Annotated in this window: 11 protein-coding genes; all 11 read left to right on the top strand. The window is 66.9% G+C overall.

All coding sequences use genetic code 11. The annotated features are described in order from the left end of the window. Positions 1–2 precede the first annotated feature (2 nt). The 11 genes from EV560_RS30835 to EV560_RS30785 all read left to right on the top strand — a co-directional run bounded on the left by EV560_RS30835 (position 3) and on the right by EV560_RS30785 (position 12713). Positions 3–1136 carry an FtsW/RodA/SpoVE family cell cycle protein gene (locus EV560_RS30835; RefSeq protein ID WP_131859673.1) on the top strand — a complete coding sequence of 378 codons (1134 nt, stop codon included), beginning with the start codon at positions 3–5 and terminating at the stop codon, positions 1134–1136. Positions 1137–1139: 3 nt separating this feature from the next. Then, positions 1140–2240, top strand: a complete 1101-nt coding sequence (gene murG, locus EV560_RS30830) for an undecaprenyldiphospho-muramoylpentapeptide beta-N-acetylglucosaminyltransferase (protein WP_131859672.1) — start codon at positions 1140–1142, stop codon at positions 2238–2240. Positions 2241–2292: 52 nt separating this feature from the next. Then, on the top strand, positions 2293–3696 hold the full coding sequence (murC, locus tag EV560_RS30825) for a UDP-N-acetylmuramate--L-alanine ligase (RefSeq protein ID WP_131859671.1): 1404 nt from the start codon (positions 2293–2295) through the stop codon (positions 3694–3696). Between the two features lie 67 nt (positions 3697–3763). Then, complete coding sequence (locus EV560_RS30820; protein ID WP_248312281.1) at positions 3764–4186, top strand: endonuclease domain-containing protein; 423 nt, start codon at positions 3764–3766, stop codon at positions 4184–4186. 15 nt (positions 4187–4201) lie between these two features. Further along, a complete protein-coding gene (gene murB, locus EV560_RS30815) occupies positions 4202–5128 on the top strand; it encodes a UDP-N-acetylmuramate dehydrogenase (protein ID WP_131859670.1) in 927 nt (308 codons plus the stop codon). 99 nt (positions 5129–5227) lie between these two features. Beyond that, positions 5228–6142, top strand: coding sequence for a D-alanine--D-alanine ligase (locus tag EV560_RS30810; protein ID WP_131859669.1), 915 nt, complete (start codon positions 5228–5230; stop codon positions 6140–6142). Then, entirely contained in the window at positions 6109–7071 is a 963-nt protein-coding gene (locus EV560_RS30805) for a cell division protein FtsQ/DivIB (protein WP_465247056.1), read from the top strand. The genes EV560_RS30810 and EV560_RS30805 overlap by 34 nt, the downstream gene beginning before the upstream one ends. A 29-nt stretch (positions 7072–7100) precedes the next feature. Then, positions 7101–8393 carry a cell division protein FtsA gene (ftsA, locus tag EV560_RS30800; protein WP_131859717.1) on the top strand — a complete coding sequence of 431 codons (1293 nt, stop codon included), beginning with the start codon at positions 7101–7103 and terminating at the stop codon, positions 8391–8393. A 106-nt stretch (positions 8394–8499) separates the two neighbouring features. Further along, complete coding sequence (gene ftsZ / locus EV560_RS30795; protein ID WP_131859667.1) at positions 8500–10227, top strand: cell division protein FtsZ; 1728 nt, start codon at positions 8500–8502, stop codon at positions 10225–10227. A gap of 442 nt (positions 10228–10669) precedes the next feature. Then, positions 10670–11614 carry a UDP-3-O-acyl-N-acetylglucosamine deacetylase gene (gene lpxC, locus EV560_RS30790; protein WP_131859666.1) on the top strand — a complete coding sequence of 315 codons (945 nt, stop codon included), beginning with the start codon at positions 10670–10672 and terminating at the stop codon, positions 11612–11614. Between the two features lie 184 nt (positions 11615–11798). Continuing rightward, the gene (locus EV560_RS30785; protein ID WP_465247055.1) at positions 11799–12713 is read left to right on the top strand and encodes an outer membrane protein assembly factor BamD; all 915 of its coding nucleotides are present in this window, start codon (positions 11799–11801) and stop codon (positions 12711–12713) included. Positions 12714–12745 lie beyond the last annotated feature (32 nt).

Below are 12745 nucleotides of genomic sequence, written 5' to 3'. Positions count from 1 at the left end.
ACATGGTCTCGCGCGCGGAACCCAGCCTTAGCGGCCGCTGGTGGTGGTCGATCGACCGCGTCATCCTCACGACCCTGGTCGCCCTGATGGTCTCCGGCGTCGTGCTGCTGATGGCCGGCGGACCGCCGGTGGCCGAGCGGCTTGGGCTCTCGACCTTCCATTTCGTCAATCGGCAGGCGGTCTATCTCCTGATCGCCATGGCGGTGTTCATCTCCACCTCGTTCCTGACGCCGCGGCAGGTGCGCCGTTCCGCCTTGCTGCTCTACGTCGTTTCGCTCGCGATGGTGGTCGGGACGCTCTATCTCGGCGTCGAGGTCAAGGGCGCGCGGCGCTGGCTGACCTTGGGCCCGCTCGGCTCAGTGCAGCCGTCCGAATTCCTCAAGCCCGCCTTCGTGGTGCTCGCTGCCTGGGCCTTCTCGGAAGGCACCCGCCGGCCGGACCTGCCGGGCACGATCCTCGCCTTCCTGCTGCTGCCGCTGACCATCGTGCCGCTCGTGCTGCAGCCCGATTTCGGCCAGACGCTGCTGATCAGCATGGTCTGGTGCGGGCTCTTCTTCGTCGCCGGCCTGCACTGGTTCTGGGTGATGGGGCTTGGCGGCGTCGGCGCGACCGGCATTCTCGTCGCCTACCAGCTCGTGCCGCATGTGCGCGCCCGCATCGAGCGCTTCATGGACAAGGGCTCTGGCGACACGTTCCAGGTCGATACGGCGCTTGAAAGCTTCGCGCAGGGCGGCTGGTTCGGCAAAGGCCCGGGCGAGGGCACGGTGAAGCGCATCCTGCCCGACGCGCATACCGACTTCATCTTCGCGGTGACGGCGGAGGAGTTCGGCATCGTCGTCTGCATCGTCCTCGTCGCGCTCTTCGCCACGATCGTGCTCCGGGCGCTGTTCGTGGCGCAGAAGGCGGAAGACCCGTTCATCCGTCTGGCCGTGACGGGACTGGCTCTGCTCTTCGGCGTCCAGGCCGCGATCAACATGATGGTCAACCTGCACATGATGCCGGCCAAGGGCATGACCTTGCCCTTCATCTCCTATGGCGGCTCGTCGCTGATCTCCCTGGCGCTCGGCACCGGTTTCCTGCTGGCGTTGACGCGCAAGCGGCCGCGCGCCGAGAGCTTCGGCGAATTCGGACGCTGAACCATGGCAAGTGCTCCGCTCGTCCTGCTCGCCGCCGGAGGCACGGGCGGTCATCTTTTCCCGGCCGAGGCGCTGAGCCATGCCCTGCACCGGCAGGGCGCGCGGGTCGCGCTGATCACCGATACACGCGCGGCGGAATATGCCGGCAGCTTCCCGGCGGAATCGCTGCACCCGATCCCGGCCGCGACGCCGTCTGGCCGCTCGCCGCTGAAGATGGGGTTGGCGCTGCTCGAGCTGGCGAAGGGCTTCGCCGCGTCGCGGCACGTGGTCAAGGCGGTGAGGCCGGCCGTCGTCGTCGGCTTCGGAGGCTATCCGACCGTGCCGCCGGTGCTGGCTGCCTCCTTCATGGGCGTGAAGACCTTGGTGCACGAGCAGAATGCCGTCGCCGGCCGCGCCAATCGCTTCCTGGCCTCGCGCGTCGACACGATCGCGACCGGCTTTGCCGAGGTCGGCGGCCTCAAGCCTGCCCAGGTGGCGAAATGCGTCCAGGTCGGCAACCCGGTGCGGCCGGCCGTGATCGAGGCGATGTTGCCCTATGGCGATCCCGGGACGGGCCGCATTCGCCTGCTCGTCTTCGGCGGCAGCCAGGGCGCGCGGATCATGGCCGATATCGTGCCGCCGGCGATCCAGCTCCTGTCCGCCGAGGAGAGGGCGCGGCTCTCGATCGTGCAGCAGGCGCGTTCCGAGGATGATGATCGCGTCCGCAAGATCTATGGCGATCTTGGTATTCCCGCGGAGATCGCGCCCTTCTTCAAGGACCTGCCGGCGCGGATGGCGGCGGCGCATGTCGTCGTCGGCCGGTCGGGGGCATCCACTGTCGCCGAGCTCACCGTGATCGGCCGGCCCTCGCTGCTCGTGCCGCTGCCCGGCGCGCTCGACCAGGACCAAGCGGCCAATGCCGCCGTGCTCGAAAAGGCGGGCGGGACCATCCGCATCCTGCAGCCCGATTTCACGCCGCGGCGGCTTGCCGGCGAGCTTTCCGCACTGATCGCCGAGCCGTCGCGCTTGACTGCCATGGCCGCCAACGCCAAGAGCGCGGGCATTCCCGACGCGGCCGATCGACTCGCCCGCCTCGTCATGCAAGTCGCGGGCATCAAGTCTTGATGTTGGTCCCGAGCGCGGGACGGCTACCGCCCCCACAGGAGACGTCTGAATCATGAAGCTGCCGGCGGAACTCGGCTCGATCCACTTCGTGGGCATCGGCGGCATCGGCATGTCCGGCATCGCCGAGGTGCTGCACAATCTCGGCTACAAGGTGCAGGGCTCGGACGCCTCCGACAACGCCAATGTCCGGCGCCTGGCCGAGAAGGGCATCAAGACCTTCATCGGCCATTCCGCCGAGAATCTTGGCGAGGCCGAGGTCGTCGTGGTCTCGACCGCGATCAAGCGCGACAATCCCGAGCTCGCCGCCGCCCGCGAAAGCCGCCTGCCGGTGGTGCGCCGGGCCGAGATGCTGGCCGAGCTGATGCGGTTGAAGACCTGCGTTGCCATTGCCGGCACCCATGGCAAGACGACGACGACCTCGCTGGTCGCGACCTTGCTGGAGAAGGGCGGCCTCGATCCGACCGTGATCAATGGCGGCATCATCAACGCCTACGGCACCAATGCCCGCATGGGCGAGAGCGACTGGATGGTGGTCGAGGCCGACGAGTCCGACGGCACTTTCCTGAAGCTGCCGGCCGATGTCGCGATCGTCACCAATATCGACCCCGAGCATCTCGACCACTTCAAGACCTTCGACGCGATCAAGGAGGCCTTCCGCTCCTTCGTCGAGAACCTGCCCTTCTATGGTTTCGCCGTGATGTGCATCGACCATCCGACCGTGCAGGGGCTGGTCGGCCAGATCGAGGACCGCCGCGTCATCACCTATGGCGAGAACCCGCAGGCCGATTTCCGGCTGATCGATATCGACCTCGCCGGCGGCCAGGCCAAGTTCACGCTGCTGATCCGCGACCGCAAGCGCAACCGCGACGAGGTCATCCGCGACCTGATCATGCCGATGCCGGGCCATCACAATGCGCTCAATGCCACGGCGGCGATCGCGGTGGCCTATGATCTCGGCGTGCCGGTGCCGCAGATCCGCGAGGCGCTCGCCGGCTTCGGCGGCGTGAAGCGCCGCTTCACCAAGACCGGAGAATGGAACGGCGCGCTGATCTTCGACGATTACGGCCATCACCCGGTCGAGATCGCCGCCGTGCTCAAGGCGGCGCGGGCCTCGACCAAGGGCAAGGTCATCGCGATCGTGCAGCCGCATCGCTATACCCGCCTCTCCAGCCTGTTCGACGATTTCGCCGCCTGTTTCAACGATGCCGACACGGTGATCGTGGCCGAGACCTATGCGGCCGGCGAGGCGCCGATTCCGGGCGCCGACCGCGACAGCCTCGTCGCCGGCATCAAGGCGCGGGGCCACCGCCATGCTCTGGCGCTGGAGGGACCGGACAAGCTCGCCGGAATGGTGAAGGAGCTCGCCGGGCCGGGCGACTATGTCGTCTGCCTCGGAGCGGGCAACATCACGCAATGGGCCTATGCGCTGCCGGGAGAGCTGGCGGCGCTGGATTGATGCTTGCTTCCTTCTCCCCCCGGGGGAGAAGGTGGCAGCGCGAAGCGCTGACGGATGAGGGAAGGCTGTGCTGGAGCGAAAGAATTCGCCTGAAGCGCTCGCCTTCGCTCGCGATCAGCGCCGCCAGCCCACCAGGGCGGAAGCTGCCTTCTGGCAGGCGGTTCGGGGGCGCCGCTTCAATGGCTTGAAATTCAAGCGCCAGATGGCAATCGGCCCGTTTATCGCCGATTTTTGCTGCTTTGAGCATCGGATCATCGTCGAGCTGGATGGCGAGCCGCATCTCACGCAGGAGGCAAAGGCCAGGGATGCCCAACGTGACGCCTTCCTGCGCCGCGAGGGCTACAGGGTCTTGCGCTTTGCCAATGATCGGGTTCTAGGAAATCTCGACTTCGTTCTGCGCGAGATTGCCGACGTCTTAGGTCTCGCCGGACTTCCCTCATCCGTCTCCGCTTCGCGGAGCCACCTTCTCCCCCGAGGGGAGAAGGAGTAGCGCGCGGCCTCATCGATGACCTTCCCCGACATCACCCCCGACCTTCGCGCTGCCGCGCCCGAGCTGCGCGGCCGGCTTCTGGCCAACCAGGAGATGGCTGGCCTGACCTGGTTCCGCGTCGGCGGGCCGGCGCAGGTGCTGTTCACCCCGGCCGATGAGCAGGATCTCGCCTATCTGCTCTCGAAGCTGCCGGCGAATATTCCCGTGACGGTGGTCGGCCTCGGTTCGAACCTGATCGTGCGTGATGGCGGCATTCCCGGCCTCGTCATCCGGCTCGGCGGCAAGGCTTTTGGCGAGATCACGCTGGAGGACGGCGATCGGCTTCGGGCCGGAACCTCGGTTCCGGATGTGAAGGTGGCGCGCGCGGCGGCCGATGCCTCGCTCGACGGGCTCGCCTTCTATCGCGGCATTCCCGGCTGCATCGGTGGGGCGCTCAGGATGAATGCCGGCGCGCATGGCGGCGAGACGACCGATGTCCTGGTCGAGGCGCGCGGTGTCACGCGCAAGGGTGAGATCGTCACGCTGTCCCATGCCGATATGGGTTTCACCTATCGCAACAGCGCGCTCTCGACCGCCGAGATCATCTTCACCTCCGCCCTGTTCCAGGGGCGGCCCGGCGACCAGAAGGCCATTCTCGCCGAGATGGACCGGGTGACGGCGGCACGCGAGGCGGCGCAGCCGATCAAGGAGCGCACCGGCGGCTCGACCTTCAAGAACCCCGATGGCGGCAAGGCCTGGCAGCTGATCGACGCGGCCGGCTGCCGCGGCCTGCGCATCGGTGGCGCGCAGGTCTCGGAGATGCATTGCAACTTCCTGATCAACACGGGCGGGGCCACCGCGGCCGATATCGAGAATCTCGGCGAGGAGGTCCGTCGCCGGGTCAAGGACAAGTCCGGCTACGAGCTGCACTGGGAGATCAAGCGGCTCGGCTTGGCGGCCTGAGTACAGACCCTAGCGATCAAATGGTTAAGATGCCGTTGCGGCATTAACCATCTATTAACCATGACTGGTCAGGTTCGGCGCTAGCAAGCGGGGACCCTTATGACCAAACATGTCGCGGTGCTGATGGGCGGTTGGTCCGTCGAACGGGAGGTCAGCCTCCGGTCCGGCGAGGGCTGCGCCAATGCGCTTGAAAGCGTCGGCTATCGCGTGACCCGCGTCGAGGTGAAGCCCGATATCGCCGAGGTGCTGGCCCGGCTCAGGCCCGATGTCGCCTTCAATGCGCTGCACGGGCGCTTCGGCGAGGACGGCACGATCCAGGGCGTGCTCGAAATCCTGCGCATTCCCTATACCCATTCCGGCGTGCTGGCCTCGGCCCTCGCGATGCGCAAGGACCGGGCGAAGATCGTCGCGGCAGCGGCCGGCGTTCCGGTCGCGCGCGGCGTCACGCTCTCGCGCTTCGATGCGGCGAAGAAGCATGCGCTGCCGCCGCCCTATGTGCTCAAGCCGGTGGATGAAGGCTCCTCCGTCGGCGTCGTGATCGTTAAGAAAGACCGCGAACATCCGCCCCAGGAAGTGGCCCGCGAGGACTGGCCCTGCGGGGAGATGCTGCTGGCCGAAAGCTTCGTCGCCGGACGGGAGCTGACCTGCGCCGTCATGGGCGGCAAGTCGCTGGGCGTGACCGAGATTCGGGCCGCGACGGGCGTCTTCTACGACTATGACGCGAAGTACGCAAAAGGTGGTTCGATCCACATCTGTCCGGCTCAAATTTTACCGAAAATTTACCAGCAGATCGAAGAGTGTGCGTTAACGGCGCATCAAGCAATCGGGTGCCGGGGCGTCAGCCGTTCTGACTTCCGTTACGACGACGAGAGCGACACGCTCGTCTGGTTGGAAGTCAACACGCAGCCCGGGATGACCGAGACAAGTTTGGTGCCCGAATTGGCTGCCCACGCGGGCCTGAATTTCGGTGAGCTCGTCAAATGGATGGTGGAGGACGCCTCCTTGGATCGGTGAGGGCGATGGCGGTGACAAGCCAACGTCTGCCGGTGCCTGTCCCTGGCCCGCAATTGCTGGTCAGCGAGCGCTCGCGCCGCTGGTTCCGCTCGCGCCGCAGCGCGATCGCGGTGCCGCTGGCGCAGCGCCTGCCGCAGCGCATCGGCACGATGCTCGCCCTCGGCTTCCTGGCGCTCAGCATCGGCGCCGGCACGGTGATGGGTGGCCATCTCGACACGCTGCGCGAGAGCTATGGCGAGCCCAAGCACATGCTGGCGCGGCTGGTCGGCCTCGGCATCGACCGGGTGACGATCTCCGGCATCGCCGAGCTCTCGGAGATTGAAGTGCTGGTCGCCGCCGGCATCGATTCGAAGACCTCGCTCGCCTTCTTCGATGCCGACGAGGCGCGCCGCCGCCTGGAGGCGACACCGCTGATCCGCGAGGCCACCGTCCGCAAGCTCTATCCGGGCGAAGTCTCGATCACGCTGGTCGAGCGCGAGCCCTACGCACTCTGGCAGGTCAAGGGTGACCTCTTCCTCATCGCAGCCGACGGTACCGTGATCGACAAGATGGATGATGGCCGCTTCGCCCGGCTGCCGCTGGTCGTCGGCGACGACGCTAACAAGCGCGCCAAGGAATATCTCGCGCTCCTGGCCGATGCCGGTCCGATGGCCCCGCGCATCCGCGCCGGCAGCCTGATCTCCGGCCGGCGCTGGAACCTCAAGCTCGACAACGGCATGGATGTCCGGCTGCCCGAGGTCGACCCCGCCGCCGCGGTCAAGCGTCTCGCCGGCCTCGAAAACGATATGCACCTGCTCGACAAGGACCTGCTCGCCATCGATCTGCGCCAGCCCGACCGGGTGGTGATGCGATTGACGGAGGAGGCCGCTGCGGCCCGCGCCGAGCAGCTCAAGAGCAAGAACAAGCCGAAGAAGGGAGGCGAGGCGTGAACCTCAACTCCCACGGTCTGACGCCGCGGATGCGGCCGCTGTCGTCGCGCAAGAGCGCGACATTGTCGATTCTGGATATCGGCACGAGCAAGGTCGTCTGCCTGATCGCCGAGCTCAACCCGGCCGAGGCCAATGAGCGGCTGCGCGGGCGCACCCATGTCGCGCGCATCATCGGCATCGGCCATCAGCGTTCGCTCGGCGTGAAGGGCGGCGCGATCATCGATCTCGAGAATGCCGAGCGCGCCATTCGCGCGGCGGTCGATGCGGCCGAGCGCATGGCCAAGGTCGAGGTCCAGTCGGTCATCGTCAACCTGACCGGCGGCAGGCTCGGCTCGCAGCATTATGCGGCGAGCGTCGATCTGCGCGGCAGCTCGGTCGGGGACGGCGACGTCAAGCGCGTGCTGGCGGGCGCGGCGACCCATGCGCTGCGGCCGGGCAAGGCGGTGCTCCATGCGCTGCCGACGGGCTATGCGCTCGACGGTGTTCCCGGTGTTCTCGATCCGCGCGGGCTGACCGGCGGCAAGCTCTCGGTCGACATGCATGTCGTCGCCTGCGAGGCGGCGGCGGCGCGCAACCTGATGCTCGCGGTCGAGCGCTGCCATCTCGAGGTCGAGGCCGTGGTCTCGACGCCCTATGCGTCCGGCCTCTCGGTCCTGGTCGATGACGAAGCCGAGATGGGCGTCGTCACGGTCGACATGGGCGGCGGCACCACCAGCCTCGGCGTCTTCGCCGGCGGCCATCTCGTGCATGTCGACGCGGTCGCCGTCGGCGGCAACCATATCACCATGGACGTGGCGCGCGGGCTCTCGACCCGCGTCTCGGCGGCGGAGCGGCTGAAGACCCTGCACGGCTCGGCAATCTCCAGCGCCTCCGACGAGCGCGACATGATCGCGGTGCCGCAAGTCGACGACGACGAGCGCGACATGCCGAACCACCTCGCCAAGTCGCATCTGGTGCGCATCATCAAGCCACGCGTCGAGGAGATCGTCGAACTGGTCCGCGATCGGCTGCACGCCGCCGGCTTCTCGGCCCAGGCCGGGCGCCGCGTCGTGCTCACCGGCGGGGCCTGCCAGCTCACCGGCCTGCCGGAAGTGGCGCGCCGCATCCTCGGCGGCCAGGTCCGCACCGGTCGGCCGCTCGGCATCAAGGGATTGCCGGAGGCGGGCAAGGGCCCGGCCTTCGCAGCTTCAGTCGGTCTGCTCGTCTATCCGCAGGTGGCGCATATCGAGCATTTCGAACCCCGGGCCAGCGGCGCCTATTTCGCGACCGGCACGGATGGCTACTTCTCGCGCGTCGGGCGGTGGCTGAAGGACAGTTTCTAAGGGGTAACGCTCTTCAGCCGGCGCGGCGGCCGGTGGGATGGCGACGAGTAAAACAGCAACGGGACGGCTCCCGCCAGGCGCCGGACAAGAATTGGAAGAGGCAACCATGGCGATGAATCTGCAAGCCCCGGACATCCGGGAACTGAAGCCCCGGATTACCGTGTTCGGTGTCGGTGGAGCCGGCGGCAATGCCGTCAACAACATGATCGAGGCTGGCCTCGACGGTGTCGATTTCGTCGTGGCCAATACCGACGCGCAGGCTCTGGCGCTCTCGCGCGCCCCGCGCATCATCCAGATGGGTCTGCAGGTCACCGAGGGCCTCGGCGCCGGCTCGCAGCCGGAGGTCGGGCGCGCGGCGGCCGAGGAAGTGATCGACGAGATCCGTGATCATCTGGCGGGCGCGCATATGGTCTTCATCACCGCCGGCATGGGCGGCGGCACCGGCACGGGCGCGGCTCCCGCGATCGCCCGCGTCGCCCGCGACATGGGTATACTGACCGTCGGCGTCGTGACCAAGCCGTTCCAGTTCGAGGGTCATCGCCGCATGCGCATGGCCGAGGCCGGCATCGGCGAGCTGAACGAGGCGGTCGACACCTTGATCGTCATCCCGAACCAGAACCTGTTCCGCGTCGCCAACGAGACCACCGGCTTTGCCGATGCCTTCGGCATGGCCGACCAGGTGCTCTATTCCGGGGTCGCCTGCATCACCGACCTGATGGTCCGTCCCGGCCTGATCAATCTCGACTTCGCCGACGTGCGCGCCGTGATGCGCGGCATGGGCAAGGCGATGATGGGCACCGGCGAGGCGCAGGGCGAGAAGCGCGCGCTGACCGCGGCCCAGGCCGCGATCAACAACCCGCTGCTCGACGACGTCTCGATGAAGGGCGCGCGCGGCCTGCTGATCTCGATCACCGGCGGGCGCGACATGAAGCTCTATGAGGTCGACGAGGCCGCCACCCGCATCCGCGAGGAAGTCGATTCGGAGGCCAATATCATCGTCGGCGCGACCTTCGACGAATCGCTCGAGGGCACGGTGCGCGTCTCGGTGGTCGCCACCGGCATCGACAAGCCGATCTCGACCCAGGCCGAGGTCGACGAGACCGAGGCCCGCATCGCCCAGGTCGCCGAGCGGCTTAAGGCCGAGGCCCGCCTGCGCAACCAGAGCGCTGCGGCCCTGCGCCCGGTTCCCGCGCCGATGCAGCCCGAGCCGCTCATGGACCTGCGCCCCGCGCCGGTGGCCGAGCTGCCGCGCCAGGTCGCTCCGGCGCCGCAGCCGAGCATGGCCGATGATCTGCGCATCGAGCCGGTTCAGCCGCGCCCCGTCATGGCGGCCGCGCCGATGGTCGAGCCTGTCATGTTCGAGGAGCCGCTCCGTCACGCCGAGGAGAGCTTCATTCCGCCGGCGCCCGAGCGCGCTGTCGTTCGCCCGACTCGCATGCCGCGAATCGAGGACCTGCCGATGCCGGCGCAGAATCAGATCGCTGCGAGCCGCGGCGTCCAGGCCGTGCCGCAGCCGCCGGCCTCGGTCGAGCAGAAGCGCATGTCGCTGATGCAGCGCCTGGCCTCGGTCGGGTTCGGCCGCAAGGATGACGAGATGGCCGAAGCCCCGATGCCGGCTCCCGCTCCGATGCCGCGGCAGGCTCCGCCGGTCCAGGCGGCGGCGCCGTCAGCTCCGAGCGCGGCCCATGCCGAGTATATGCGCCGCCCGGTGCAGCAGCCGGCCCAGCGTCCGGCCCAGGGTCAGCTCGATCCGCATGGCCGCGCCGCGCCGAGCCGCACCAGCGAGGAGGATCAGCTGGAGATCCCGGCCTTCCTCCGCCGCCAGGCAAACTGAGGCGGGACTCAAGGATTCCCCGATGGAAAACGCAGCCAGCTGCGTTCGAGCTTGGGGAATCACCGGCTAACATATTGATAGAAACGGCTTATGCCCCCGCTCGATTCGCTGTGAAGAATCGGTCGGGGGCTGACCCGCGCAGGCCGTCACCGGCGTGTAACAGAGCCCGGTGCACGGTCCGAAGCGGAACTCTGTTTACCCTAAAAAAACTATATCCCTCAATGGGATGGTTAAGTTTTTCTGGCCAACTCAGCTTGTTACAGAGCGAAAGAAAGCGTGATTTTGTGACCTTTCGCGCAACGGTTATGTTGCGATCGCACAAAAGGGGACAAACGGCGGCGGAGCGGTGCTCCACGCTGGATCGCTGAGGACCGTAGACGCATCAGTGTGCCTGTGCCTTGCGCGGAGCTGGATTCGTTTGCGTTCGAGATTGGATACCGGAATGATTCTTGATCGGCAGACCACCCTTCGCGCACCCGTGATGTTACAAGGTATCGGCGTCCATTCGGGGGCTTCGGCCGGTATCTGTCTGCGTCCCTCCAGCGCCAACTCCGGAATCGTGTTCCTGCGCAAGGAAACCGAGGCCGCGCCGGCGCAGCTCATCCACGCGAAATACAACAAGGTCAGCGCCACAGAGCTCTGCACCGTGATCGGCGACCGTGCCTCGGCTTCGGTCGCGACCATCGAGCACCTGATGTCGGCCTGCGCCGGCCTCGGCCTGGACAACGTCCTTGTCGAGATCGACGGGCCGGAAATGCCGATCATGGATGGCAGCGCGGCGGAATTCGTCGCGGCGATCGAGGCGACCGGGCTGGTCGCGCTCGGCGCCAACCGCCGTTACCTGCAGATCCTGCAGCCCGTCCGTGTCGAGCATGGCCGCTCCTTCTCCGAGCTGGTGCCGTTCGATGGCGGCTTCCGCCTCGATGTCGAGATCGACTTCGACACGCCGGTGATCGGCCGGCAGCGCAAGGTCTTCGATCTCGATCCGGTCGCCTATGCGACCGAGATCTCGCGGGCCCGGACCTTCGGCTTCATGCGTGATGTTGAGCAGCTCTGGAAGGCCGGCTTCGCGCTCGGCGCCTCGCTCGACAACACGGTCGCGATCGGCGACGACAAGGTGATCAACCCTGACGGCCTGCGCTATGCCGACGAGTTCGTGCGCCACAAGGTGCTCGACGCGGTCGGTGATCTGGCGCTTGCCGGCTATCCGATTCTCGGCGAGTTCCGCTCCTATTGCGGCGGCCACCGGATGAACGTGAAGATCCTGGAGGCCCTGTTCGCCGACCGCGCGAATTACGCGATCGTCGAGGCTGCGCCGGTCTATGCTCATGGCGCCGCGCAGATGGCAGCGGCGGCTCCCGCCGCTTTCGCGCCCGACCTGAACTGAGCCGAAAACGCGTCGAATTGCGGCCGGGCAGGCCCTGCGCCTTGCATTCGCCCGGTTTCTATCGAATGCCCTGGACAGCTTCGCTTGTTCGCAACCCGGCTTTCGACGGTAGCGCGGGCGTGGCGTCTGAGGTAAAGGGCATCCTTCGCCATCCTGCGGTGACGATCGAAAGAGGACGGACGACGTGAGCGTCAAGCGGCTGAACACCCCAATCACCGGAAACGCGCGGTCGCTGCGGCCGGGTGCTGCCCTGGCGCTTGGCGTCGGCTTGTTGCTCGGCGGCTGCGATACGCTGTCCTCGCTCAATCCGTTCGACCGGCCCGAGGTCTACAAGCCCGAGGTCAAGGACGAGGTTCCCGCCGACAAGCTCTACAACGAGGGTCTGGCGCGCCTGCAGAACGGCGACAGCGACGGCGCCGCGAAGCGTTTCGAGGAGATCGACAAGTCTGCCCCGTTCTCGCCCTACGCGAAGAGGGGCATGATCATGACGGCCTACACGAATTTCCAGGCGCAGAAATATGACGAGGCGATCACCGCTTCGAAGCGCTTCATCGCCCAGAACCCGCAGAGCCCCGACGCGGCCTATGCGCAGTACATTCTGGCGATGTCCTATTTCAACCAGATCCCGGATGCGACACGCGATCAGGAGCGCACCGGCCTTGCCCTGCAGGCGATGCAGGAGCTGCTCGACAGGTATCCGAAGTCGGAATACGTCCTCGACATCAAGGAAAAGATGCTGATGGCGCGCGACCAGCTCGCCGCCAAGGAGATGAATGCCGGCCGCTTCTATCTCGAGAAGCGCAACTATACCGGCGCCGTGAACCGCTTCCGCACCGTCATCACCCAGTATCAGACCACGCGCCATGTCGAGGAGGCGCTAATGCGTCTGACCGAGGCCTATATGGCGCTCGGCATCACCAACGAGGCGCAGACGGCGGCGGCCGTGCTCGGGCACAACTTCCCCGACAGCCCCTGGTACAAGGACTCGTATGTGCTCCTCGAAAGCGGCGGCCTGCAGCCGCGCGAGGATCGCTATTCCTATATCAGCAAGGCCTTCAACGGCTTCACGCGCACGCTGATCGGCCTCACCGGAGGCTGACGGCCAAGCTGGCGGTGAAGACCGCCTGTTCC

It is taken from the genome of Allobosea sp. BK604 (assembly GCF_004341515.1).
Lineage (GTDB): Bacteria > Pseudomonadota > Alphaproteobacteria > Rhizobiales > Beijerinckiaceae > Allobosea.
The sequence above is the reverse complement of the archived record's forward strand: the minus strand, read 5'-3'. Positions and strand labels throughout refer to the sequence as shown.

Coding starts and splice junctions, on each gene's coding strand:
- EV560_RS30835 (WP_131859673.1), top strand. CDS start 3: ATGGTCTCGCGCGCGGAACCCAGCCTTAGCGGCCGCTGGTGGTGGTCG.
- murG (WP_131859672.1), top strand. CDS start 1,140: ATGGCAAGTGCTCCGCTCGTCCTGCTCGCCGCCGGAGGCACGGGCGGT.
- murC (WP_131859671.1), top strand. CDS start 2,293: ATGAAGCTGCCGGCGGAACTCGGCTCGATCCACTTCGTGGGCATCGGC.
- murB (WP_131859670.1), top strand. CDS start 4,202: ATGACCTTCCCCGACATCACCCCCGACCTTCGCGCTGCCGCGCCCGAG.
- EV560_RS30810 (WP_131859669.1), top strand. CDS start 5,228: ATGACCAAACATGTCGCGGTGCTGATGGGCGGTTGGTCCGTCGAACGG.
- EV560_RS30805 (WP_465247056.1), top strand. CDS start 6,109: ATGGATGGTGGAGGACGCCTCCTTGGATCGGTGAGGGCGATGGCGGTG.
- ftsA (WP_131859717.1), top strand. CDS start 7,101: ATGCGGCCGCTGTCGTCGCGCAAGAGCGCGACATTGTCGATTCTGGAT.
- ftsZ (WP_131859667.1), top strand. CDS start 8,500: ATGGCGATGAATCTGCAAGCCCCGGACATCCGGGAACTGAAGCCCCGG.
- lpxC (WP_131859666.1), top strand. CDS start 10,670: ATGATTCTTGATCGGCAGACCACCCTTCGCGCACCCGTGATGTTACAA.